Origin of the sequence: Micromonospora globbae (assembly GCF_036184225.1) — a bacterium.
Classification (GTDB): Bacteria; Actinomycetota; Actinomycetes; order Mycobacteriales; family Micromonosporaceae; genus Micromonospora; species Micromonospora globbae.
This window is the reverse complement of sequence record NZ_CP108084.1, coordinates 5,023,137-5,046,856: the sequence shown is the minus strand read 5'-3', so window position 1 is coordinate 5,046,856 and position 23,720 is coordinate 5,023,137. Positions and strand designations below refer to the sequence as shown.

Here is a 23,720-nt window from a genome sequence, read left to right as displayed (position 1 = left end):
AAATTCAGGGCAAAGCAACCGTAGCCCGGGGCAACGGTAAACGTTACGTTTAGGTCACGGACACGAAGCGTGACGATGGTTATGGGGTGCCCAAGAGTGGAGCGCTGGGGCTCGCGAAAACGTCACGCTGAACGCCGACCGAGGGCGCCGGGCGTACGAGACGGGTGACGTGATCCTACGGATCGCCGTCCCCCGCGCGACGGCGAGCGGCCCGCCCGGAGCACACGCTCCGGACGGGCCGCACGGGATTGGCCGGTCGGTCAGTTCCGCGCCGGGGTCACCTGGATCATGGCGTACGAGTTGTCCCTCGCCGCCTTCTTGACGGTGAGCGAGACGCCGAAGTTGACGCCCTGGTCACCCGGGTTGCCCGTGCCCAGCACGATGGCCCCGCCACCGAGCGTCACGCCGTAGAACTCCGGCGCCGGCGTGCCGTCCGGGTGGGTCACCCGGGTGGTGTACGGCGCGTTGTTCCGCGACGGCAGCACGACCGACGCGTCGACGTCACGGGCGTACGCCGCGCCGTCCCGGATCTCGATGCCCGGGTACCAGCCCTTGGCGTCCGTGAACGTCTTCACCGGCGCCTGCGGCCCGAACTTGGTGCAGTACTCGCTGTACGGCTCGCCCGCGGCCTCCAGGCACTCCTGGAAGGGGTAGGTCGGGTTCAGCGAGAACGCCGCGTTCGACGACTGCGGACGGCTCGGCAGGTTGTCCTGCACCGACGGGTCCTTCTCGGCCGCCGTGCCGCGACGACGCAGCGGGTCGAAGTGCGAGTCGACGATCAGCAGACCACCCTTCGCGCCGTAGCTCGGCAGAGCGGTGAGCTGCCCGGTGACCGCGTTCGAGTCGCCGAGCGTGGTGTCCCGGTACCAGACCAGCATGCCCGGGGCGTTGTACGCGATCCGGTCGACCTTCCACGCGTCGCGCGAGTAGACCGTGTCGTAGGCGTACTTCAGGCCCTTGTCGAAGCCGTCGAAGTTGCGCCACTCCGCCAGGTAGTAGTGGGCCTGGACCTCCGTGCCGCTGGTGATCCGCCAGCCCGTGCCGCTGGTGTCGACGAAGGTGCCGCCGGTCGCCGTCCAGCCGTTGGCGCCGCTCTCCACGTCGTCGCTCCACGTGGTGGCGCCGCCGCCGGTCACCGAGAAGTCGTCGGCGAACCAGCCCCGCTCGACGAACGCCTCGTCGGTCGCCTGACGCAGCCGCAGCTGGACGGTCGTCCCCGCGTACGGCGACAGGTCGACGTAGTCGTGGCGCCAGCCGTCGGTGGTGCCGGTCAGGCCGTACTTCTTGCCGCCGAAGTCGTGCATGCGGCCGTTCGGGTCCTGGTAGTTGTCATCGGTGCTGACCAGGTTGCCGGCCTCGTCGTACACCTTCAGCTCGGTCCAGGAGGTGCCGCCGTCCGTCGAGACCTCGACGAAGCCGTAGTCCCAGTCCTGCTCGATGACGTAGTTGTTCCACATCCAGAACTTCGCGTCCGCGGCCGCCGGCACGTCGACCGAACGGGTCAGCTTGACGTCGGCCCAGTCCTGGTCGTTGCCGCCGTGCCACATGTTGGACCCGCTGTGCGGCGTGGCCAGCGTGATGACCTTGTCCGGCAGGTCGACCTTGATGCCGTCCTCCGTGCCGCGCGGCGTACGCGAGGTCTGCCCGACCTTCACCGTGCGCGACTTCGAGCCGGGGGCGATGGTGAGCGGGTCGGCCCAGCCGAGGACCCACTTGTCCCACAGACCCATGTGGGTCGGCAGCGCCTGGAAGATCTCACCGGAGTGCGACCCGGACGCCATCAGGTCCCAGAAGTCCACGTCGGAGTCGGCCGCGCCGGACGTGTCGTAGAGGTCCGGCAGACCGAGGTCGTGGCCGAACTCGTGGGCGAACACACCGACGCCGGCGTCCTCCGGCTGGACGATGTAGTTCGACACCTGGAGGTTGGTGCCCGGGATGCGGTAGCCGCCCGTCACCGTCGAGGAGTGCGCCCAGACGGCGTACACGCCCTGCGCGCCACCGCCGCTCGACTTGCCCTTGCCGGCGTGCACCAGCACCAGGTGGTCGATCACGCCGTCCGGCTCGAAGACGTTGCCGTCACCGTCCCGGTCGCCCTGGTCCTCGATGTCGTAGTCGGCCCACGGGAAGTCCGGGTCCATGGCGGCCAGGGCGTCGATCGCGTCGGTGGCCAGCCGGCCCACGCCGGCCGGGTTCTCCGGGTGGCCGTTCATCGACTGCTCACGGCCGGCGACCCAGTTGCCGTTCTCGTCCTGGAAGCAGCGGTTCGCGGCGTACCAGGCCTCCGAGTGCGGCACGGTGATCCAGGGGCTGGCCTGCCCGTCGACCGTGTACGCGCCCTTGGACATCTCCAGGTACATGTTGTGCATCGTGCGACCGGAGATGTCGATGCCGGGCCGGCCGTCGGGGCCCCGCAGGTCCTTGCGCACCCGCTCGGTGATGCCCCGCTTCGTGTAGAGCATCTTGTCGTAGTGCTGCGGCGAGAAGTCCGGCACCCACATGGAGTTGTTGTCCTTGTGGGGCAGGCTCGCCGGGTTCGGGATGTTGTTGTGCTTCGGGCCGTTCTGCACGGTGCCCGGGACGCAGGTACGGTCCTCGAACACCGTCCTCGGCACCATGACGTTGGTGAAGTCGTCGTTGGCCTGGTCGTTGAACTCGACCAGCAGCGTCAGCAGCTTCGCCGTCTGGGTGGACGGGGCCCGCTTGATGTTCCGCGGGTTCTTCCCGGTCTTGATCGACTTGGCCTCGATCCGGGCGAGCTCCCGCGCGGCCAGCGGGTTGCCGCGGGCGTGCTTACGGTCGAACTCGCGAAGGTCGTCGAACTTCGGGACGTACACGCCGTCCTTGCCCTTGACCTCGCGGCCGGCCGTGTCCGGCTGCACCTCCGGTTCGGCGTAGTTGATGTAGTGCTCGTCGGCTCCGATCACCGCCAGGGGGGCGGCCGAGGTCGTCTCGGCCGCCGCGCTGCCCGCCACGGTCAGTGACGTGGCAGCGAGGGCGATGGCGGGTAGCGCGACGAGTAGGCGCCGGCGCGACCCGGACTGCGGTTGTCTGTTCATGCCGCTCCGTTTCTCGGGCATGGGAGGCAGGACTGCCGGCCGTCCCGTCGAAGTGACATCCGTCGAAACGACGCGGCCTGCGTGAACCTAAAGCACGAGGGGACCGCAGCGACAGGGGTCGAAGCCTGCCTGTGTCCGTTCAGCTTCTCGCGGTTCCCCCGACCGACCGATGTGACACCGCGTACCGGGTGTGGTTGCGGACCGTAAGACACGACGGAGGGTGGCGGCCCACCGGACCGCCACCCTCCACGGTGTACGACTCGTCAGTCCTCGTCGGACTTGCCGCCGCCCATGCCGGCGGAGATCAGCTCCATGACCGAGGAGTCCTGGAGGGTGGTGACGTCCCCCAGCGACCGGTGCTCGGCCACGTCCCGCAGCAGCCGGCGCATGATCTTGCCGGAGCGGGTCTTCGGCAGCTCGGGCACCAGCATGATCTGCCGCGGCTTGGCGATCGGGCCGAGCGTCTTCGCCACGTGGTTGCGCAGGTCGGCGATGAGCTGCTCGCCCGCCTCGCCGCCGGTCTCCGCGCTGCCGCGCGGGATGGCGAACGCCACGATGGCCTGCCCGGTGGTCGGGTCGGTGGCGCCGACCACCGCCGCCTCGGCCACCGACGGGTGGCTGACGAGGGCCGACTCGACCTCCGTGGTGGAGATGTTGTGCCCGGACACCAGCATCACGTCGTCCACCCGGCCGAGCAGCCAGATGTGCCCGTCGTCGTCCTTCTTCGCGCCGTCACCGGCGAAGTAGACCCAGTCGCCGCCGCTGTTGGCGCCCGCGCCGAACCGCGACCAGTACGTCTCGAGGAAGCGGTTGTCGTCTCCCCAGACCGTCCGCAGCATCGACGGCCACGGCTCCTTGAGCACCAGGTACCCGCCGCCGCCGTTCGGCACCGACGCGCCCTGGTCGTCCACCACGTCGGCGACGATCCCCGGCAGCGGCGTCATGGCGCTGCCCGGCTTCGCCTCGGTCACGCCCGGCAGCGGGGAGATCATGATGGCGCCCGTCTCGGTCTGCCACCAGGTGTCCACGACGGGCAGCTCACCCCGGCCGATGTGCTGGCGGTACCAGATCCACGCCTCCGGGTTGATCGGCTCCCCGACACTGCCGAGCAGCCGCAGCGAGGAGAGGTCGTACCCGGCCGGGATGTCCTCGCCCCACTTCATCATCGTGCGGATCAGCGTCGGCGCCGTGTAGAGGATCGTCACCTTGTACCTGTCGACGATCTCCCACAGCCGGCCCTTGTGCGGCGTGTCCGGGGTGCCCTCGTACATCACCTGGGTGGCGCCGTTGGAGAGCGGCCCGTACACGATGTAGGAGTGGCCGGTGACCCAGCCGATGTCCGCCGTGCACCAGTAGACGTCCGTCTCCGGCTTCAGGTCGAAGACCGCGTGCGTCGTGTACGACGTCTGCGTGAGGTAGCCGCCGGTCGTGTGCAGGATGCCCTTCGGCCGGGCGGTGGTGCCGCTGGTGTAGAGGATGAACAGCGGGTGCTCGGCGTCGAACGGCTGCGCGGTGTGCTCGGGCGAGGCCGTCTCGACCGTCTCGTGCCACCAGTGGTCCTTCTCCGACCAGGCGACGTCCTCCCCGGTGCGGCGGACCACCAGCACGTGCTCCACCGACGGGCACTTCGCCACCGCCTCGTCGACGGTCGGCTTCAGCGCCGACGGCTTGCCCCGCCGGAAGCCGCCGTCCGCGGTGATGACCACCTTCGCGGAGGCGTCCTGGATCCGGTTGGTCAGCGCGTCGGCCGAGAAGCCGCCGAAGACCACGCTGTGCGTGGCGCCGATCCGGGCGCACGCGAGCATCGCGACCGCGGCCTCCGGGATCATCGGCAGGTAGATGGCCACCCGGTCGCCGGCGGTGACGCCCAGGTCGGTCAGCGCGTTCGCCGCCTGGCAGGTCAGCCTGTGCAGATCCGCGTACGTGAACGTCCGCGTGTCGCCCGGCTCGCCCTCCCAGTGGATCGCCACCTTGTCACCGCGGCCGGCCTCCACGTGCCGGTCCAGGCAGTTGTACGCGACGTTGAGCTGGCCGCCGACGAACCACTTCGCGAACGGCGCGTTCGACCAGTCGAGCACCTGGTCCCACTGCTTCGCCCAGGTCAGCCGCCCGGCCTGCCGCTCCCAGAAGGCCAGCCGGTCGGCCGCCGCCTCGTCGTACGCGTCGGCCTTCACGTTGGCGTTCGCGGCGAGTTCGGCCGGTGGCGGGAACTGGCGCGTCTCGTTCAGCAAGTTGGCCAATGCCTCGCTCATCCGTACTCCTCGTCGCTCGGGTGACCTGCGTCTCGTCTGGGGGAGAGGTTAGTCCGGCCGCCCAACGGTGGCGACCGCCGGCCGCCCGCACCGCGCTCAACGGCCGCCGCGCCGCGCCCAGTTGCACGTGGGGCCCCTGTCGACCGATCGTCGACCCCTCGTCCTGACGCGCCTCGCCCGGTGGCCCGGGCGATATTCGCGGCCGGTTGGTCACTGGGCCGCAGGGCGGGTCGCTAGCGTGGCGGGGTGACCACCGATCCGCTCGCCCCGCTGCTCGACCTCGCCGACATCGCGCCCGCCGTACGCCAGGCGCGGGACCGGTTCGACGAGGCGCTGCGGCACCGCGCGCTGCGCCGGCACGGCGGCCAGGTCGCGGCCGAGGTCAGCCTCCGGTCCGCGGTGGCGAGCGCCGCGCTCGAGGGGTACGCGCACGAGCGCGAGGCGGTCCGGGCGGGCACCGTCACCGATCCGGTGCTCCAGGGCGCGCTGCGGGTGGCCGGGGCGCTGCCCGGGCTCGCCGAACTGTGGCCGAAGGCGCCCCGGCAGGTGCTGGCCCGGCTGCACGTGCTGGCCGCCCGTGACGTCGTACCCGAGCCGGAGCTGGGGCGGCCGGTGCCCGAGCCGGTGGTCGGCGCCCGCCTCGACGGCCTCGCCGCCCTCGTGGCCGGCGGCACGAAGGTCTCCCCGCTGGTGCTCGCGGCCGTCGTGCACGGGGAACTGCTGGCGCTCCGGCCGTTCGCCGGCCCGTCCGGCGTGGTGGCCCGCGGCGCGGCGCGGCTCGTGCTCCTGTCCACCGGCACCGACCCGCGCGGCCTGCTCGCCGTCGACGTCGGCCACCATGAGCGGGAACCGGAGTACGTCGGGTCGGCCGGCGCCTTCGCCACCGGCACACCGGACGGTCTCCGCTCCTGGCTGCGGCACTACATGACGGCCGTCGAGGTGGGCGCCGACCAGCTCACCCGCATCGGCGACGAGGTGCTCGCCGCCTCCTGACGCCGAGGCTCGCCCGCGGCTTCTGGTGCGGCGGGCGAGCGTCCGGCTGGCGGACGCGGTCCGGGACCGGCTGTCGCCGTGCGGCTGGCTGGCGCGGTCCGGGGCTGGCGCTGTCCGGCTGGCGGGGCGCGGTGCGGGGCTGGCGCTCTCCGGCTGGCCCCGGGGGCAGGACGGTGGGGTTCGCCCGCGGTCGCCCCGGTCAGGCCGTCGTGGTGGAGGCGGACCGGGTGCGGCGGTGTCGGCCGTACCAGGCGATGCCGATGGCCACCCCGACACCGACGCTGAGCGCGGCCGCCGCCATCGGCACGGCCGGGCGCTCGCGCAGCCGCCGGCCCAGCGGGATCGGGTGGCGGAACTCCAGCACCGGCCAGGCGTTCTCGGTGGCCAGCTTGCGGAGCTGACGGTCCGGGTTCACTGCGGTCGGGTGGCCGACGCACTCCAGGAGCGGGCGGTCGGTGTACGAGTCGGAGTAGGCGTACGAGTCGGCCAGGTCGTAGCCGCGCTCGGCGGCCAGCCGGGTGACCGCCTCGACCTTGCTCGGGCCCGCCGCGTAGAACTCGACCTCGCCGCTGTACCGGCCGTCCTCCACCGCCATCCGGGTCGCGATCACGTCGGTGACCCCGAGCAGTTCGCCGATCGGGCGCACCATCTCCTCGCCGGAGGCGGAGACGAGCACGACGTCCCGGCCCGCCGCCTGGTGCTCCTCGATGAGGGCGGCGGCCTCCGCGTACACGTACGGGTTGATCAGCTCGTGCAGCGTCTCCGCGACGATCTGGCGGACCTGCTCGACCTGCCAGCCCTTACAGAGCGTGGCCAGGTAGTCCCGTGTGCGGGCCATGGTCTGCTCGTCGGTGCCGCCCAGCCGGAACATCAGCTGCGCGTACGCCGACTTGACCACGTCACGGCGTGTGATCAGCCCGTCCCGGTAGAACGGGCGACCGAACGCCAGGGCGCTCGACTTCGCGATGACGGTCTTGTCCAGATCGAAAAAAGCGGCACCTTGGCCCACGGCGCGAAAGTCTAGCCGGATGGTCTATGGTCGGCGGGTGCCCGGGGTCCGTTGATCTCCAGATGGGTGGATCGACGCGGTCGGCTCCGCGCACAGTGATCGCGATCACACTCTGCGGAAACAAATTCGCAGGGAGTGGAGTGAACAGCACTCGACGTAACAGGTCCGCTCAGGCAGACTTGTGCGCACGACGAGTACTCATATCTCGGACAGCAGCAGGCCCTCGGCGGTTGCACCCCCCGTAACCGCTGAGTTGGTTCGGCTCGACCCCCCCGGAGCCGAACCTCCCGACGACCCCCGTCTCCCCCCGACGGGGGTCGTCCCTTTCCGCCCAGACCGCTCCGCCGCAGGTCACCGTAGCCCGGAACTCGTCGCGGTGCCCGCTCCTGGCGCGAGCAGCGGCCGGGGCTCTTCGTATAACGATTGAGCCTCGTTGACGGTCGCCCATGACCGCCACCATGATCGAGATACCGTCGGACGGCCGGACTCGGTGGGGGCACGGCCGGCCGCGTGTGAGCCCCGTCTCAGGCCGCGAAGCGGTCGATGGCTGTCGCGAGGTCGTCCCCGGTCAGGGGCCGTTGCAGTTCGCTGAGGATCCCTGCCGCGGCGGGAAGCGCGTGCTGCTGGTTGGTGAGGACGACGCTCACGTGGTCCGTGTCGGGGACGAGCAGCATCGCGGCCCGGTATCCCGGCAGGCGTCCGTTGAGGTACATCTGGCCCGAGGGGCCGAGCGCCCAGCCGAGGCCGTACGTCATGGGGTCGTCGGGCCTCGTGCGCGGCCGGCGGACCTCCTCGAGGAGGGCCTTGTCGCCGAGCAGTCCCTCCCCGAGCGTCAGGAGGTCGGAGACACACGACCACAAGCCTCCGCTGGGGCGGCGCGAGCGCGGGTAGTCGGCTGCTGGAAGCTCGGTCGGACCGTCCCATCCGGTGATCGGGTCACCCGGCGCGTCGAAACCCGTTCGGTCGAGGTTCCACGGTTCGAGCAGCGTCTTCTTCAGTGCCGTCTCGTACCGCGCGCCGTCGAGAGCCGCGAGGAGAGCGCCGGCCAGGAAGTAGTTGCCGTTGTAGTAGGACCAGCGGGCCCCGGGCTCCCGGTCGTTCCCGGCGCGCACCACGAGCCGGGCCGCCTCGTCGACCGCGTGGTCCCCACCCAGACCGGCCACGGCCGTCGCGTCCACGGACTCGCGCAGCCCCGAGACCTGCCCGAGGATCTGTTCGACGGTGAGACTCGCGTCGGCCCGCCAGTCGGGCGCGAGATGGGGAAGGAGTTCGACGGCGGGGGTGCTCAGTGGGACGCCGTGCCCCCGCAGTGCCAGCACGAGCGCGGCCGAGGTGAAGGTCTTCGTCAACGACGCGATCCGGAAGCACGAATCCGAGGTCGCCCGGACCGTCCCGCGAGTGGCCACACGTCGTGTCCCCGCGACGGACAGCCCCGCTACCACGGCCGGGACGCCGTGAAGATCAGCCCGCGTGTCGAGCACGTCCTGAAGACTCACGGCAGGCATCTTTCCAGCGCAGACCGCGGCGATCCACCTGGCGGGGCGCCGCCGCCGGGGGTCTCGCCGGTATCGCTGCCATAGCAGATCGACCGCCGCGGCGGGCGTTGTCCACAGCCGGCGGAGTTGTCCACAGATCATGTCGGCGGGACGGCCGGCGGCGTGCATCGCGAGCAGGGTCTGGCTCAGCACCTTCGAGCCCTGACCGCTGGAGGCCGCGATGCCACCCCGTACGTCTGCCCCGTCACCCGGCCGGCGACCGCTCGTCGTCACCGGCGACGGTGACCTCCTCGATGACCTGCTCCGGCTCGCCGCCGCCGGCGGCACCGAGGTGGAGCTCGCTTCCGACCCGGCGGCCGCCCGCACCCGCTGGCTGCCCGCGCCGCTCGTCCTGGTCGGCGTCGACCAGGCCCAACCCTGCCTGCGGGCACGGCTGCCGCACCGGCCCCGACTCGTGCTGGTCGGCCAGACCGGGCAGCTCGATCCCGGCTGGCAGATCGCCGAGCTGATCGGCGCCGAGCACGTGGCCATCCTGCCCGCGGCCGAGCCGTGGCTGGTCGACCGCTTCGCGGAGCACGGCACCGACCGCCCGGTGGCGGCCGCCCGGATCGTCGCCGTGATCGGCGGCCGGGGCGGCGCGGGGGCGAGCATCCTGGCCGGCGGGCTCGCGGTCACCGCGGCCCGTGCCCGGCTGCGCACCCTGCTCGTGGACGCCGACCCGCTCGGCGGCGGGCTCGACCTCGTCCTCGGCTGGGAGCAGATGGACGGTTTCCGCTGGCCGGCGCTCACGGGCGCCGACGGCCGGGTGGACGCACCCGCACTCGTCCGGTCCCTGCCCCGCGAGGGTGACCTCGTACTCCTCTCCTGGGACCGGGGCGACCTGCTCCCGCTCCCGGCCCCCGCGATGGCGGCCACCCTGGACGCCGCACGGCGGGGCCGGGACTTCGTGGCGGTCGACCTGCCCCGACAGCTCGACGACGCCGCCGTCGTCGCGCTCCAGGCCGCCGACCGGGCGTACGTGGTCGTGCCCGCGGAGCTGCGCGCCACCGCCGCGGCGGCGCGGGTGGCGGCGTCCGCGGCACCGCACTGCGCCGACCTCTCGGTCATCGTCCGCGGGCCGGCGCCCGGACGGCTCCGCGCGGACGAGGTGGCGCGTGCGCTGAATCTGCCGCTGGCCGGCACGCTCCGGCCGGAGCCGGCGATCACCCGGGGTCTCGAGCGGGGCGAGGCCCCCACGGCCACCGGTCGCGGTCCGCTGGCCACCCTGTGCCAGCGGATCGTCGCCGAGCTGACGGGCACGGCCACGGCGGGTGCGGCATGACCGGGCCGCGGGACGACGGTCTCTCCGCGCGGGTGCGGCAGCGGATCGCGGCCACGGCGGCACCGGTCACACCGGCCGCGATCGTCTCGGCCGTACGCGCCGAGTCCACCGCCGCGATCCTCGGCGACACCACCGTGCTCCGGATGGCCGACCAGGTCCGTGACGACCTGGTCGGCGCCGGCCCGCTCGCCCCCTTGCTGGCCGATCCGCGGGTGACGGACGTGCTGGTCAACGGCACGCGCGTCTGGGTCGACCGCGGCGAGGGCCTGCACCAGGTGGCGGTGCCGGTGGGGTCGGTCGACGACGTACGGCGGTTGGCGCAGCGGCTGACGGCGAGCGCCGGGCGGCGGCTCGACGACGCTTCCCCGTACGCCGACGCGCGGCTCGCCGACGGCACACGGCTGCACGCCGTGCTGCCGCCCGTGGCGACCGACGGACCGTACCTGTCGCTGCGGACGTTCCGCCAACGACCGTTCACGCTGGACGAACTGGTCCGGCAGGGCACGGTGCCCCGTCCGGTCGCATCCCTGCTCGCCGCCGTCGTGGCCGCCCGGCTCGCGTACCTGGTCACCGGCGGTACGGGGTCAGGCAAGACGACCCTGCTCAACACGCTGCTCGGCCTGGTGCCGGCGACCGAGCGCATCGTGCTCGTGGAGGACGCCGCCGAGCTGCAACCGACCCACCCGCACGTGGTGGGGCTCCAGGCGCGGACGGCCAACGTCGAGGGGTCGGGCGTGGTCGGGCTGTCGGACCTGGTCCGACAGGCGCTGCGGATGCGACCGGACCGCCTGGTCGTCGGGGAGTGCCGCGGCGGGGAGGTCGTGGACCTCCTCGCCGCGCTGAACACCGGCCACGACGGCGGCGCGGGGACCCTGCACGCGAACACGCCGTCCGACGTACCGGCGCGCCTGGAGGCGTTGGGGATGCTCGGCGGCCTGCCGCGCGCCGCGTTGCACGCCCAGGTGGCCGCCGCGCTCCAGGTGCTCCTGCAGGTACGCCGGAGCGACCGCGGCCGGGTGCTGGAATCGGTCTGTCTGCTGCTGCCCGAAGGGCCGGACCGGCTCGTGACCGTGGTGCCCGCCTGGACACGCGGGCCGGGGCCCGGCCCGGCGGCCCCGACGCTCGCCACCCTCCTGCGTGAGCGGGGCGTGCCGGTGCCACCGATCCTCCACGGATCGGCGGGTCCGGCATGAGCACCGTGGTGTGGTCCGCCGCGGCGGTGCTGCTCGCGGCGGCTGTGCTCGTCGCCGGGCCGCTGCGCGGCGCTCGGGCGCGACGCCGCGCGGTGGCGGGTGCGGCGGGTGGTGCCCGTCGGGCGGCCGAGGATCCCCTGGTCGGCTGGATCGCCGAGTTGGGGCGGACGCTCGACGGCCCGCGCGGTCCGCTGTCCGGGCGGGATGCCGGTGAGTCGCCCTTCGGCCGGGACGCCAGTGGGTCGTCGTCGGGCCGCGACATCGGTGCGCACTCGGGGCGCGGTCCCGGCGGGTCGTCGTCGGGCCGGGATGTCGGTGTGCCGTCGGGGAGGGATCGCGGCGGGTCGTTGTCCGGCCGGGACCGCGGCAGGCCGTCGGGCCGGGATCCCGATGCCTCGTCGTCGGGACGGGACGCCAACGCGGCGTTGATGTCCGGCCGGCACCGTGGTGGGGCTCCGGTGATCGGGGCACCGGCGGTGAGCGAGCGGACCGAGGTCCACTCGACACGAGTCACGACCGCGCCGGCCGGAGCGCCGCCGGCCCCGGGGAGCGCACTCCCGGCGCCGGCGGCCGCACCGCCGCTGGCAGCGCCTCCGGGTCGAGCGGTGTCCATCCCGGATCCCCGGGCGGCCGTCCCCGGCGGAGGCACCGGTTCCCGAGCCGCACACGTCACCCGGCCGGGGACGCCGTACCCGTCTCACCGCCGGCCGGGGCCCGGTCGTCCCTCCGGTGCGGCCCGACCACCGGGGCGCCGGGACAGTCGGGGTCCGGCGGGGCTGGGCGGTATGCCGTCGGCCGGTGCGGCCGTCGGCCGCCGATGGCCTCTCGCCGCGCCCCAGGCAGGAGCCCGCACCCGGTGGGCGAACCTCGTGGTCCGTGCACCGCGACGTGCCCTGATCCTCGCGGCTCTGGCCGGCGCCGGGGCGGGCGGCCTGCTCGCCGGGCCGGTCGCCGCCGTCGCTCTCGCGGCGTACGGCGCGATCGGCGTCCGCGCGGCGATCGGTTGGCAGACGACCCGGCGGGCCGAGCAGACCCGGCGGCAGCGGCTGGACGCCCTGTGCGGCCTCGCCGCTGATCTGCGCGCGGGGTTGCCGGCGACCATGCTGACCGACCTCATGACGTCCGCCGGACCGGCGCCCCTGAGAACGTCGGCCGGGGCGGACGCGCCACCGACGGGACCGGGCGGCGCGATGACCGAGCCGCAGGAGGACGGCACATCCGACCGGCTCGACCGGCTCGCGTCGGCCGCCGTACGCCTCGCCGACCGCACCGGCGCACCCCTCGCCGATCTCCTGGAGCGGATCGAGGCCGATGCCCGGTCGACCGACCGTGGGCTCGCCGCCGCGGCGGCCCAGGCGGCCGGCGCGCGAGCCACCGCCTGGCTGCTGGCCGCCCTGCCGCTGGGCGGCATCGGGCTCGGCTACGGCATCGGAGTGGACCCGGTGCAGGTGCTCCTGCACACCCCGGTCGGCGCGATGTGCACGGTGCTGGCGGTCGCCCTCCAAGCGGCAGGGCTGTTCTGGGCCGAACGGCTCGGTGCGCCGGGGCGGGCCGCCTGATGTCGCGGGCGACGCTGGCCGCGGGCTGTCTGGTGGCGGCGGCACTCGTGGTCGGCGCGACGGGGCGGCGCCCGCTGCGCCGCCTGCGCGCCCTGGGGGACGGCAGCGGGCGCGGCACGTCCCGTGGCGGGTTCGGTGGCGGCGGTCCGGGGCGATCCGGCGGTGCGGCATCCGCCGGTACCACGGCCGCTGCGGCCGGCCCGCTGTCCAGCGCGGCGGTCCCGGCGGGCGACGGCCACCCGTGGGGCGACGACGCCTCGGCCGGCCGGGGGACGTCCCTGTGGCGGCCGGACCGGATCCGACTCGCCGCGGCGCTGGGCGGGCTTGCGGTGGCCGTGATCGTGGGCGGCTGGCTCGGCCTGCTCGGCGCGGTGCCCGGTGCGGTGCTGCTCGATCGGCTGCTCCGGCGGATCGAGTCGCCCGCGGTCCGCGCCCGGCGGCTCCAGGAGGCGGCCGACCTGCCGCTCGCCGCCGACCTGCTGGCCGCGGCCATGCGGGCGGGCGCACCGGTGGACCGCTCGGTGCTGGCCGTCGCCGAGGCGCTCGACGGCCCGCTCGCCGTCCGGCTCGGGCGGGTCGGCCGCACGCTGCAACTCGGTGGCGGCCCGGAGGAGGCGTGGTCGGCGCTCGACGGCGTACCGGGGGCGGAGCGGCTGGCCTCGGCCGCGTACCGGTCGTCGAACAGCGGTGCCGCACTGGCCGGTGCGTTCACCAGGCTCGCCGACGACCTGCGGGCGGACCGGGCCACCGCGGCCGAGGCGTCGGCCCGCCGGGCTGGCGTCCTCATCGTCCTGCCGCTGGGGCTCTGCTTCCTGCCGGCCTTCATTCTCGCCGGCCTCGTGCCGGTGATCGTCGCCGTCCTCGGCGACGTGCTGTGACACCCATCGAGAAAGGGGTACGTGACGTGCGCAAACTGCTCGCCCGCCTGCACGGGGACGCCGGGATGAACACGGCCGAGTACGCCGTCGGCACGCTCGCGGCGGTCGCCTTCGCGGGCATTCTGCTGAAGGTGCTGACGTCCGGGAACGTCCAGTCCGCGCTGACCGCCGTCATCGACCGGGCGCTCAAGTGATCAGGCGCCGGCTGGCCGGCCGCGACCGCGGCTCGTTCACGGCCGAGCTGGCGGCCGGCCTGCCGGCGCTGCTGCTGCTCCTGCTCGCCGGACTGACCGCGGTCGACGCCGTCAGCACCCGGGCGACCTGCCTGCACGCGGCGCGGGAGGCGGCGTTGGCGGCCTCCCGGGGCGAGGACGGTCCGTCCGCCGGAGCCCGCGCCGCCCCGCCGGGCGCCGACGTCACCGTCGCTGTGGGCGGCGAGCGGGTGCAGGTGACGGTACGGGCGCCCGTCCGGGCGCTCGGCACCCGGCTTCCCCGGATCACCGTGGTGGCCACGGCGGTCGCCGCCGTCGAGCCCGGCGTCCCCGGCGAGCCGTCGTGAGCGGTCTGCGGTGCCGGCGAGCCGTCGTGAGCGGTCTGCGGTGCCGGCGCGTCGCCGTGGAGCCGGGTGACGTGGTCGGACACGGGCGCCGACCCTGGCGGTGGGCCGGTGTAATGCCGGGCGAGGTGGCCGCACGCAGGGGGCGCCACGAGCCCATGGCGTTGCGGTCGGCGCCGACCGTCCGGGACGGTCCCGACCGGGGCGGCGCCACCGTGTGCCTGCTCGCCGTCGGGTTGGTGTTCGTGGTGGTCGGGGTGTTCGGCGCGACGGTCGGCGCCGCCCGGATGGCGCGGCAGCAGGCGGCGGTGGCCGCGGACCTCGGGGCACTAGCCGGCGCGGCGAGGACGCTCGATGGTGAACCGGTCGCCTGCGCGACGGCGACCGACCTCGCGGCGCGCAACGGAGGGCGGCTGGTGGCGTGCCGGCTCGACGGGCTCGACGTGGTGGTCACCGCCGAGGTCGCGGTCAGCCCGCTCCCGGGCCTGACCCGTGTCGCGACGGCCACCGCCCGGGCGGGCCCGGTGCGCGGCTGACGGAGGGCCGGTCGCCAACGGTCCGCTGCCGCCGTCCGGCACCCTCGGAACGCCGGTTGTTCCGACCGGCCGTGGGTGCTGGTCGCCGCTTCGACCCACCGGGCCAGCACCGGCCATCCCGACCGGCCGGGCAGTACAGCCCATTCCGACCGGCCGGGCAGTACCGGCCGTTCTGACCCGCTGGGCGCTGCCGGCCAATCCTTCGCGCGGCGGGCGCACCGGCCGTCGGCACCGCCGGTGACCCCGGCGCGGCCGGTGAGCCGACGCCACCAGCCCGGCGCTGACCGAGGCCGGTTGCCCACGCAACGGGCGGACGCGGGCCGGGACGCCGGATCGTCGTCGGCGTCCCGGCCGGCGGCTCAGCGGGCCTGGAGGGCGTCCAGCGCCACGGCCATCGCGATGACGAGCCGGCGGTCGATCTGCGGGTGCTGGATCTCGACGACGTACCGGTCGCGCAGGCCCCACTTCTTCACCACCGAGAAGACGGGCTGGCCGCCCGCGGTGAAGTCGAAGTGGTACGGCAGCCAGGAGAGCGAGTCGACGAACCGCCGCAGCAACGCCACGGGCAGGCTGCGCTCCCGACCGGTGATCTGCGGCAGGCCGGCCTGCTCGACGTGCCAGGTGGAACGGAGCAGGGACTGGGCGAAGTCCTTGCGGAACAGGCCGATCGGGTTGCCGGCGGCGTCGGTCACGTCGTACGTGGCCCCGAGGTCGAGGACCTGACGGGCCCGGAAGCCGAGGACCGGCTGCTGCTTGGTGTCGTCGGTGTAGAGGGTCACCTGCTCCTTGAAGGCGAGGCGCTTCTGCTGCGCGAAGGCCAGCAGTTCACCCTCGGTGCCGTCGGGCGCCACCGCGTGGACCTCGTACTGGTTGACCATCAGCCGCACCCGCTGGCGGATGTGGAACCGCTGCTGGGCCTGCAACATGTCGAGCTGCATCGTGTTCTCCTCCGTAAACGTCGCCGGAGTGTTGCACATCACGCTCGTCCCCGCCTGCCCACCCGTTCACCCGATCCGCCCCCTTGTGGACGGCGATGACATCAAGCGCCCCGGGAGCGACGTGTTCGTACCAGGGCCTGCCGGTCCCGCGCAGACACCGGCGCCAGGAACACAGGGCGCCAGAGGGCAGCCCGCGCACGGGGCGCGGGCAGTCAGGACGGCAGGTTGGCCAGCACCACGTCCAGCACCCGGATCGCGTCCGCCTTCGACAGCGGGTTGTTGCCGTTGCCGCACTTCGGCGACTGCACGCAGGACGGGCAGCCGGCCTCGCACGCGCACTCGGCGATCGCGTCCCGGGTCGCCCGCAGCCAGGTGGCCGCCGTGCCGTACGCGCGCTCGGCGAAGCCCGCCCCGCCCGGGTGTCCGTCGTAGACGAACACGGTCGGCGCCTCGGTGTCCGGGTGCACGGCGGTGGAGAGCCCGCCGATGTCCCAGCGGTCGCAGGTGGCGATCAGCGGCAGCAGCCCGATCGCCGCGTGCTCGGCGGCGTGCAGCGCCCCCGGCACGTCGGCCGGCTCGACACCGGCCGCCGCCAGCGACTCCGGCGACAGGGTGAACCAGACGGCGACCGTGCGCAGTTCCCGGGCCGGCAGGTCCAGCGGGCGGGTGTCGATCACCTCGCCGGACGCGATCCGCCGCCGCTGGTAGGAGACCACCTGGCTCGTGACGTCCACCTCGCCGAGGAACATCCCGACCGGCCCGGCGTCGACGTACGAGCGCACCGACACCACGGAGACGTCGGTGACGTCCCGGGCGTGCGTGGTCCAGTCCGGCTCCTCGGCGTGCACCAGCGCGCACCCGTCGGCCAGGTCCAGCTCGTCGACCACGTACGACACACCCTGGTGCAGGTAGACGGCGCCGGGGTGGAGCAGGAAGTGCGACGAGCCACCGTCGACCGTGCCGAGCAGCCGGCCGGTGGACGCCTCCACCACGCACACCGGCGCGCCGCCCTCGCCCCGCAGGTCCACCTCGGGCCGTTCCCGGTGCCGCCAGTACCAGCCGGTGGGCCGTCGCCGCAGCGCGCCGGCCGCCACCAGGTCGTCGACGGCCTCCTTCGCCCCGTCGCCGAAGAGCGCCAGGTCGGCGGGGGTGAGCGGCGCCTCGGCCGCGGCGCACGCCAGTTGGGGCGCGAGGACGTACGGGTTGGCCGGGTCGAGCACGGTGGCCTCGACCGGCCGCCCGAAGACCGCCTCGGGATGGTGCACGAGGTAGGTGTCGAGCGGGTCGTCCCGGGCCACCAGGACGGCCAGCGCCTCCTGCCCGGAGCGGCCCGCCCGGCCGGCCTGCTGCCACAGCGAGGCCCGGGTGCCGGGGTAGCCGCAGATCAGCACCGCGTCCAGCCCCACCAGGTCGACGCCCAGCTCCAGTGCGTTGGTCGAGGCCAGCCCGAGCAGGTCCCCGTCCAGCAGCGCCCGTTCCAGTTCGCGCCGCTCCTCACGCAGGTAGCCGGCGCGGTAGGCGGCCACCCGGTCGCCGAGCCCGGGCACCGCCTCGTCCAGCGCGCGCCGGGCGTTCGCGGCCACCACCTCGGCGCCCTTGCGGGACCGGACGAACGCGAGCGTGCGTACGCCCGCGGCGACTGTGTCGGCGAGCAGGTCCGAGGTCTCCCGCAGCGCGGACCGGCGGACCGGCGCGAGGTCGGCGGTCTCGGCCGAGGTGTCGGCCGAGGGGAGCAGCGGCGGCTCCCACAGCGCGAAGGTGACACCACCCCGGGGGGAGGTGTCCTCGGTCACGGCGGCCACCGGCAGCCCGGTGAGCCGTCCGGCCGACGTGGCCGGGTCGCCCGAGGTGGCGGAGGCCAGCACGAAGACGGGTGTGTCGCGCGAGCCGGCGGGCGAGGAGGCGCGGCCCGCGGATCCGCTGAGTCTGCGGAGCCGGCGCAGCACGTGGGCGACGTGCGAGCCGAACACGCCCCGGTAGGTGTGGCACTCGTCGACCACCACGTACGCGAGCCGGCGCAGGAAGCCCGACCACTGGGCGTGCCCGGGCAGGATGCCGTGGTGCAGCATGTCCGGGTTGGTCAGCACGAACCGGGAGTGCCGACGGATCCACTCCCGCTCGGCGCGCGGGGTGTCCCCGTCGTAGCAGGCGGGGCGTACGCCCTCCAGCTCCAGCTCGGCGACGGCGCGCAACTGGTCGGCGGCGAGCGCCTTCGTGGGCGCCACGTAGAGCACGGTGGCCCGCGGGTCGGCGAGCAGGGTCGCGAGCGCGGGCAGCTGGTACGCGAGGGACTTGCCGGACGCGGTGCCGGTGGCCACCACCACGTGCTGGCCGTCGTACGCCAGGCTGGCCGCCTCGGCCTGGTGCCGCCACGGCGCGACCACCCCGCGCCGGGCGAACGCCGCGCGCAGCTCCTCGGGGACCCATTCCGGCCACGGCACCGGCAGCCCCGCCCGGGCGGGCACCCGCTCGACGTGGGTGACCGGGTCGGCGTCGGCGCGGGCGCGCAGCCGGGCCAGCAGGTCGGCGGGCGAGTGCCCGGGGCCGGCCGGCAGGTGGGCGGGAACGGCGCCGGCGGATACGGTGGCGGCGGACGACGGTTCCAGGTCGTGGCGCGGCGCCAGGCGCGCCGGTCCGGGGCCGTCGTAAGTCACGTACTGCACTCTCGCACTGGTGTTCGGAGATGAAAAGCCGGGGCCCGGGGTATGGGGGCTGCGCCGGTGACCACTGCGTCGTTCGGCGGTAGTGGTTAGATGCCGAGGAGAGTTTACGGCTCTTGCGAGGAGGACCGATGGAGCTGTCGCTGGCGACCCGCGCCGTGGGGGAGCACACGGTGCTCGAGGTCGGCGGTGAGGTGGACGTCTACACCGCACCCCGGTTGCGCGAGCGGCTCCTCGAACTGATCGACGGTGGCGCCCGGCACGTGGTGGTGGATCTCGGCCGGGTCGACTTCCTCGACTCGACCGGGCTCGGTGTGCTGGTCGGCGCGTTGAAGCGGCTGCGCTCGGCGGGCGGCTCGTTCGCCCTGGTCTGCGACAAGGAGCCACTGCTCAAGATCTTCCGGATCACCGCGCTCGACCAGGTGTTCCCGCTGCATCCCACGGTCGACGCGGCGGTCGGCGCGGACCCGGCCGGTGCCGGCGCGTGATGGCGACGGTCAAGCTCTCCTTCTCCCCGGCGCCGGTGCACGTGCGTACCGCGCGCCTGGTCGGCGTCGCGGTCGCTCGGCGGGCCGGGGTCCGCGAGGACCTGCTCGACGAGGTACGCCTGGCGATCGGCGAGGCGTGCACCCGGGCCGTCGCCCTGCACCGCCAGTACGGGTTGTCCGACCCGGTGCTCGTGGAGATGTCCGACGCGGGCCAGTACACCGTCCGGGTCGTCGACCGGGCCCCCGTCGAGGCGAGCGTCGGCCTCGCCGCCCTTCCCCCCGACGAGCTGGCCAACGAGTCGCTCACGGACGAGGCGCTCACCACCGGGGTGGGCTTCGCGCTCCTCGCCGGGTTCGTGGAGGACCTCCAGGTCCGCCCCGTCGACGAGGGCATCGGCACCGAGGTGCGGATGGTCTGGCCGGTCGGCCGCTGACTCCTGGATCCACACAGGCCGCGTTCCCGCTGGAACGCGGCCTTTTGGCATGGACCCGTTCCTATATCAGATTTTCCCTCATAACACAGCGACGAAGATCATCGAGGTGGGGTGCACCCTCGGTGTGACCTCGGACACTGCGGAGGGCTACAGTACCCGGGTTGTCAGCAAGTGATCCATCCCGCAGCCAGCGGGGACGGGTGTTCATCGCTGGTCCGCTGGGGTGGGCTCGGCGGGCGCTTGCGAGTCCGCATCCAGGCGCCGGCCGGTGCGTCTCCACCGGCCGGGGCGTGTTCGGTACAGGAGGACACAGATGTCCGAGACCTTGGCCGCCGAGGGCGGCGGGCTTTCCCTTACCGGAGCCAATGTCACGTACGTCGTCATCGCCGCGGTGATCGCGCTGGTGGCGCTCGTCTTCGCCGCCGCCCTGACCAGGGCGGTCCTGGCGGCCGGCAAGGGCACCACCAACATGCAGGAGATCTCCGGGGCCGTCCAGGAGGGCGCCTCGGCCTACCTGCTCCGGCAGTTCCGCACCCTGGCGATCTTCGTCGTCATCGCCGTGGTACTGCTCTTCCTGCTCCCGGTGCACGACACCGACGGCAGCGAGACCGCCGTGAAGATCGGCCGGTCGGCGTTCTTCGTGGTGGGCGCGCTGTTCAGCGCGTTCATCGGCGGCGCCGGCATGTGGCTGGCGACCCGGGCCAACCTGCGGGTGGCGGCCGCCGCCCGCGAGCGGGAGGGTGGCCGGGAGTCGGCCATGAAGATCGCCTTCCGTACGGGCGGCGTGGTCGGCTTCCTCACCGTCGGCCTCGGCCTCTTCGGCGCGGCGCTGGTCGTGCTGATGTTCCGCGGCGACGCCCCCACCGTGCTGGAGGGCTTCGGCTTCGGCGCCGCGCTGCTGGCCATGTTCATGCGGGTCGGCGGCGGCATCTTCACGAAGGCGGCCGACGTCGGCGCCGACCTGGTCGGCAAGGTCGAGCAGGGCATCCCCGAGGACGACCCCCGCAACGCCGCCACCATCGCCGACAACGTGGGCGACAACGTCGGTGACTGCGCCGGCATGGCGGCCGACCTCTTCGAGTCGTACGCCGTGACCCTGGTCGCCGCGCTGATCCTCGGCCGGGCCGCGTTCGGCGAGGAGGGCCTCGTCTTCCCGCTGATCGTCTCCGGCATCGGCGCGGTCATCGCGATCCTCGGCGTCTTCATCACCCGGCTGCGGGCCAGCGACCGTTCCGGCCTGACCGCCATCAACCGGGCCTTCTACGCCTCGGCGCTGGTCTCCGCGGTGCTGGTGGCCATCGCCACGTACGCGTACCTGCCGGCGAGCTTCGCCGAGCTGGAGGGCGGGCTGATGGGCGTCAGCGAGAACCCGCGCGTGGTGGCGATCGGCGCCGTGGTCATCGGCATCGTGCTGGCCGCCGCGATCCAGGCGCTGACCGGCTACTTCACCGAGACCAACCGGCGCCCGGTGCAGGACATCGGCAAGAGCTCGCAGACCGGTCCGGCCACGGTCATCCTCGCCGGCATCAGCGTCGGTCTCGAGTCGGCCGTCTACTCGGCGCTGCTGATCGGCGCCGGCGTGTTCGGCGCGTTCCTGCTGGGCGGCAGCTCCATCACGCTCTCGCTCTTCGCGGTCGCGCTGGCCGGCACGGGTCTGCTCACCACGGTCGGCGTGATCGTCGCCATGGACACGTTCGGCCCGATCTCCGACAACGCCCAGGGCGTGGCCGAGATGTCCGGCGACATCGACGAGCACGGCGCGCGCACGCTCACCGAGCTGGACGCGGTGGGCAACACCACCAAGGCGATCACCAAGGGCATCGCGATCGCCACGGCGGTCCTCGCCGCGACGGCGCTGTTCGGGTCGTACACCGACACGCTGCGCACGGCGTACGCGGACGCGGGCGTCGGCGACGTCGGCACCGAGATCCTGAACTCGCTCAACGTGGCCAACCCGCGGAACCTCGTCGGCCTGATCGTCGGCGCGGCGGTGGTCTTCCTCTTCTCCGGGCTGGCCATCAACGCGGTCTCCCGTTCGGCGGGCGCCGTGGTGATGGAGGTCCGGCGGCAGTTCCGCGAGCTGCCCGGCATCATGGACCGCACCCAGCGGCCCGAGTACGGCAAGGTCGTGGACATCTGCACCCGGGACGCGCAGCGCGAGCTGATGACCCCCGGCCTGCTGGCCATCATGGCGCCGATCGCGGTCGGCTTCGGCCTCGGCCCGGGCGCGCTCGCCGCGTACCTGGCCGGCGCGATCGGGGCCGGCACCCTGATGGCCGTGTTCCTCGCCAACTCCGGTGGCGCCTGGGACAACGCCAAGAAGCTGGTCGAGGACGGCGCGTACGGCGGCAAGGGCTCCGAGTCGCACGCCGCGACCGTCATCGGCGACACCGTCGGCGACCCGTTCAAGGACACCGCCGGCCCGGCGATCAACCCGCTGATCAAGGTGATGAACCTGGTCTCGCTGCTGATCGCGCCGGCCGTGGTGGCGTGGAGCGTGGGCACCGACAAGAACACCGGCCTGCGGGTCACCATCGCGGTGGTGGCCGCGCTGGTCGTCGTCGCGGCCGTGGTGTTCAGCAAGCGCAAGGGCGTGGCGATGTCCGACTCGGACGCCGGCGACGGCACCGGCTCGGGCAGCGCCGACCAGCGGCCGGAGACCGTTCCGGCCTGACCCGTACCGCACCGGGGCCCCGGCTGGCGTCCGTCGCCGGCCGGGGCCTCCGCGCAAACCTGAGCGGTGCCGGCGTCCGGTGAAGGTCGTACGCTGCAACGCATGCGTACGTGCCGGGCGACTGCCGTCGGAAAGCTCACGGTGGTCCTGGCCACGCTCACCCTGGTCGTCGCCGGCTGTGGCGGCGGGCCCAGTCCCCGTGCCTGGGCGGCCTCGGTCTGCTCGGCGCTCGCACCGTGGCGGTCGGAGATCAGCAGGCTGACCAGCAGCACCGACCAGCAGATGACCGCGCAGACCACTCCCGCGCAGGCCAAGGAGAACCTGGTGCGTCTCTTCGAGGGCGCCGAGCAGGCCAGCGAGACGGCCCGGCGCAAGGTCGAGGAGGCCGGAGTGCCGGAGACCGAGCACGGCGAGGAGATCTCGGCGGGTTTCCGCAGCACGCTGGCGAAGATGCGCGACGCGTACGGTCGCGCGGGCGACGCCATCGACGGGCTGGACACCGGCGAGCCCACCGAGTTCTACGACGGTGTCCGGGCCGCCGTGGAGGCGCTGAACAAGGAGTACGACGCCAGCGGGCTGGACACCAGCCGGCTCAACTCGGAGGAGCTGAAACGGGCCTTCGACGAGGTGCCGGAGTGCCACTGAACGGGCTCGACGGACCGTCGGGGGCGGACCCGCTCCCGGCGCTCTTCCCGGTGCCCGACACCGCCCCGCCGGACGTCGTGACGCGATCCGCCCGGGGACCGGCCGCCGCCGTCCGCGCGGAGGAGCCGGAGGAGGCCGGACGGCAACTCGTCTTCTTCGGCGCCGAGACGGCCGACCCGTCCGTGGCCGATCTCGCGGGGCTGCTCGCCGGCCCCGCCGAGGTGGTCCGCATGGGCGGCACGGCGCGGCTCTCGGTCGTGGTGGACGCCGCCTGGCGGGTGCACGTCCTCGTGTCCGAGCTGGGTCAGCGGGGGCTGTCGGCGACCTGGGAGCCCACCGACGACGAGCGGCACGCGGTGCGCACGTCGTACACCCGGACGTTGAAGCCCCTCGCGGTGGCCTGGCTGGACGGGGTGGCCAAGCGGCCGCCGGCCGGCTTCCACCTCACCGGCCGGCGGCTGCGGCTCTGGCTGGCCGCCGCTGGGGTCGCCGAGCCGCCCGGGTTCCTGCTGCGGCTCGGTGCCGCCGATCACCACTGCTGGGAGCCGGTCGGCCGGGCGCTGGCCGCGGTCGGCCTCGCCGGTGACCTCGTCGGACCGGACGCCGGCGGGCCGGCGTACCGGATCACCGGGCGCCGCCGGCTGCGCCGGCTCGCCGAGCTGGTGGGCGACCGCCCGGCCGCCGCGCCACCGCCGGCCTGGCCGTGACGCGCCCGGCCGCCGGCCTGGCCGTGACGCGCCCGGCGGACCGCCGGCCTGGCCGTGACGCGCCCGACCGGCGCGGCAGGCGGGCCCGACACCGACGGCTGCCCTGGCGGTGACCCGGGGAAACCTGCTGTCCGGTCGCGGACATCGGGCGGGACGATACCGGCGGAAAACGGGCAGTCGGGACCTCGGCCGAGGGTCCGCCATCATCACAGTGGCCCGCTCGGGGGCCTACCCACGGTGTACGGTGGCGCCGTCCGGCAGATCCACCCCTGCCGGGGCGGTTTGCCGCCCGCGAAACCCGAAACGCGGACGGCGCGTTACGTTG

18 protein-coding genes and 1 pseudogene are annotated in these 23,720 nt (G+C 73.8%); 13 read left to right on the top strand and 6 right to left on the bottom strand.

Annotation, left to right across the window (positions count from 1 at the left end):
* Positions 1 to 260: 260 nt before the first annotated feature.
* The gene (locus OG994_RS22745) at positions 261 to 3,056 is read right to left on the bottom strand and encodes an immune inhibitor A domain-containing protein (protein WP_120327945.1); all 2,796 of its coding nucleotides are present in this window, start codon (positions 3,054 to 3,056) and stop codon (positions 261 to 263) included.
* A 263-nt stretch (positions 3,057 to 3,319) separates the two neighbouring features.
* The gene (acs, locus tag OG994_RS22740) at positions 3,320 to 5,308 is read right to left on the bottom strand and encodes an acetate--CoA ligase (protein WP_328850914.1); all 1,989 of its coding nucleotides are present in this window, start codon (positions 5,306 to 5,308) and stop codon (positions 3,320 to 3,322) included.
* A 246-nt stretch (positions 5,309 to 5,554) separates the two neighbouring features.
* Between acs and OG994_RS22735 the strand changes: the two genes are divergently transcribed.
* On the top strand, positions 5,555 to 6,301 hold the full coding sequence (locus OG994_RS22735; protein ID WP_120327943.1) for a Fic family protein: 747 nt from the start codon (positions 5,555 to 5,557) through the stop codon (positions 6,299 to 6,301).
* A 199-nt stretch (positions 6,302 to 6,500) separates the two neighbouring features.
* Here OG994_RS22735 and OG994_RS22730 read toward each other — a convergent pair whose 3' ends face one another.
* Complete coding sequence (locus OG994_RS22730) at positions 6,501 to 7,310, bottom strand: HAD family hydrolase (RefSeq protein ID WP_120327942.1); 810 nt, start codon at positions 7,308 to 7,310, stop codon at positions 6,501 to 6,503.
* Between the two features lie 524 nt (positions 7,311 to 7,834).
* Positions 7,835 to 8,815 carry a serine hydrolase domain-containing protein gene (locus OG994_RS22725; protein WP_328850913.1) on the bottom strand — a complete coding sequence of 327 codons (981 nt, stop codon included), beginning with the start codon at positions 8,813 to 8,815 and terminating at the stop codon, positions 7,835 to 7,837.
* 211 nt (positions 8,816 to 9,026) lie between these two features.
* Between OG994_RS22725 and ssd the strand changes: the two genes are divergently transcribed.
* From ssd to OG994_RS22690, 7 genes and pseudogenes are all read left to right on the top strand, one after another.
* Positions 9,027 to 10,127, top strand: coding sequence for a septum site-determining protein Ssd (gene ssd, locus OG994_RS22720; RefSeq protein ID WP_328850912.1), 1,101 nt, complete (start codon positions 9,027 to 9,029; stop codon positions 10,125 to 10,127).
* Positions 10,124 to 11,320 carry a TadA family conjugal transfer-associated ATPase gene (locus tag OG994_RS22715; protein ID WP_328850911.1) on the top strand — a complete coding sequence of 399 codons (1,197 nt, stop codon included), beginning with the start codon at positions 10,124 to 10,126 and terminating at the stop codon, positions 11,318 to 11,320. Before ssd ends, OG994_RS22715 begins: the two co-directional genes overlap by 4 nt.
* A gap of 749 nt (positions 11,321 to 12,069) precedes the next feature.
* Positions 12,070 to 12,879: pseudogene (locus OG994_RS22710) on the top strand (type II secretion system F family protein); the annotation flags it as partial.
* 278 nt (positions 12,880 to 13,157) lie between these two features.
* Positions 13,158 to 13,757, top strand: a complete 600-nt coding sequence (locus OG994_RS22705; RefSeq protein WP_240032880.1) for a type II secretion system F family protein — start codon at positions 13,158 to 13,160, stop codon at positions 13,755 to 13,757.
* Between the two features lie 26 nt (positions 13,758 to 13,783).
* Positions 13,784 to 13,951: a DUF4244 domain-containing protein gene (locus tag OG994_RS22700; protein ID WP_357452539.1), complete on the top strand. Its 168-nt coding sequence runs from the start codon at positions 13,784 to 13,786 to the stop codon at positions 13,949 to 13,951.
* A complete protein-coding gene (locus tag OG994_RS22695) occupies positions 13,948 to 14,316 on the top strand; it encodes a TadE family type IV pilus minor pilin (protein ID WP_328850910.1) in 369 nt (122 codons plus the stop codon). Before OG994_RS22700 ends, OG994_RS22695 begins: the two co-directional genes overlap by 4 nt.
* Positions 14,317 to 14,471: 155 nt before the next feature.
* The gene (locus tag OG994_RS22690; protein ID WP_120327936.1) at positions 14,472 to 14,849 is read left to right on the top strand and encodes an Rv3654c family TadE-like protein; all 378 of its coding nucleotides are present in this window, start codon (positions 14,472 to 14,474) and stop codon (positions 14,847 to 14,849) included.
* Between the two features lie 359 nt (positions 14,850 to 15,208).
* Here OG994_RS22690 and OG994_RS22685 read toward each other — a convergent pair whose 3' ends face one another.
* Positions 15,209 to 15,787 carry an LURP-one-related/scramblase family protein gene (locus tag OG994_RS22685; RefSeq protein WP_328850909.1) on the bottom strand — a complete coding sequence of 193 codons (579 nt, stop codon included), beginning with the start codon at positions 15,785 to 15,787 and terminating at the stop codon, positions 15,209 to 15,211.
* 212 nt (positions 15,788 to 15,999) lie between these two features.
* The gene (locus tag OG994_RS22680) at positions 16,000 to 18,441 is read right to left on the bottom strand and encodes a DEAD/DEAH box helicase (protein WP_407942544.1); all 2,442 of its coding nucleotides are present in this window, start codon (positions 18,439 to 18,441) and stop codon (positions 16,000 to 16,002) included.
* A gap of 137 nt (positions 18,442 to 18,578) precedes the next feature.
* On the opposite strand from OG994_RS22680, the gene OG994_RS22675 reads away from it, so the two are divergent.
* From OG994_RS22675 to OG994_RS22655, 5 genes are all read left to right on the top strand, one after another.
* Positions 18,579 to 18,935 carry an STAS domain-containing protein gene (locus tag OG994_RS22675; protein ID WP_120327934.1) on the top strand — a complete coding sequence of 119 codons (357 nt, stop codon included), beginning with the start codon at positions 18,579 to 18,581 and terminating at the stop codon, positions 18,933 to 18,935.
* Positions 18,932 to 19,369 (top strand): ATP-binding protein, encoded by a 438-nt coding sequence (locus tag OG994_RS22670; RefSeq protein ID WP_120327933.1) that lies wholly within the window; start codon positions 18,932 to 18,934, stop codon positions 19,367 to 19,369. Before OG994_RS22675 ends, OG994_RS22670 begins: the two co-directional genes overlap by 4 nt.
* A gap of 313 nt (positions 19,370 to 19,682) precedes the next feature.
* Positions 19,683 to 22,043, top strand: coding sequence for a sodium-translocating pyrophosphatase (locus OG994_RS22665; RefSeq protein ID WP_120327932.1), 2,361 nt, complete (start codon positions 19,683 to 19,685; stop codon positions 22,041 to 22,043).
* 102 nt (positions 22,044 to 22,145) lie between these two features.
* Positions 22,146 to 22,688 (top strand): hypothetical protein, encoded by a 543-nt coding sequence (locus OG994_RS22660; protein WP_120327931.1) that lies wholly within the window; start codon positions 22,146 to 22,148, stop codon positions 22,686 to 22,688.
* A complete protein-coding gene (locus tag OG994_RS22655) occupies positions 22,685 to 23,395 on the top strand; it encodes a hypothetical protein (RefSeq protein ID WP_396843832.1) in 711 nt (236 codons plus the stop codon). The genes OG994_RS22660 and OG994_RS22655 overlap by 4 nt, the downstream gene beginning before the upstream one ends.
* The last annotated feature ends 325 nt before the right edge of the window (positions 23,396 to 23,720 follow it).

What these genes read in the sequence shown, in the direction of transcription:
- OG994_RS22675 (WP_120327934.1), top strand. Translation starts at nt 18,579, where the DNA reads ATGGAGCTGTCGCTGGCGACCCGCGCCGTGGGGGAGCACACGGTGCTC.
- acs (WP_328850914.1), bottom strand. Translation starts at nt 5,308, where the DNA reads ATGAGCGAGGCATTGGCCAACTTGCTGAACGAGACGCGCCAGTTCCCG.
- OG994_RS22725 (WP_328850913.1), bottom strand. Translation starts at nt 8,815, where the DNA reads ATGCCTGCCGTGAGTCTTCAGGACGTGCTCGACACGCGGGCTGATCTT.
- OG994_RS22685 (WP_328850909.1), bottom strand. Translation starts at nt 15,787, where the DNA reads ATGCAGCTCGACATGTTGCAGGCCCAGCAGCGGTTCCACATCCGCCAG.
- OG994_RS22715 (WP_328850911.1), top strand. Translation starts at nt 10,124, where the DNA reads ATGACCGGGCCGCGGGACGACGGTCTCTCCGCGCGGGTGCGGCAGCGG.
- OG994_RS22690 (WP_120327936.1), top strand. Translation starts at nt 14,472, where the DNA reads ATGGCGTTGCGGTCGGCGCCGACCGTCCGGGACGGTCCCGACCGGGGC.
- ssd (WP_328850912.1), top strand. Translation starts at nt 9,027, where the DNA reads ATGCCACCCCGTACGTCTGCCCCGTCACCCGGCCGGCGACCGCTCGTC.
- OG994_RS22665 (WP_120327932.1), top strand. Translation starts at nt 19,683, where the DNA reads ATGTCCGAGACCTTGGCCGCCGAGGGCGGCGGGCTTTCCCTTACCGGA.
- OG994_RS22745 (WP_120327945.1), bottom strand. Translation starts at nt 3,056, where the DNA reads ATGAACAGACAACCGCAGTCCGGGTCGCGCCGGCGCCTACTCGTCGCG.
- OG994_RS22660 (WP_120327931.1), top strand. Translation starts at nt 22,146, where the DNA reads ATGCGTACGTGCCGGGCGACTGCCGTCGGAAAGCTCACGGTGGTCCTG.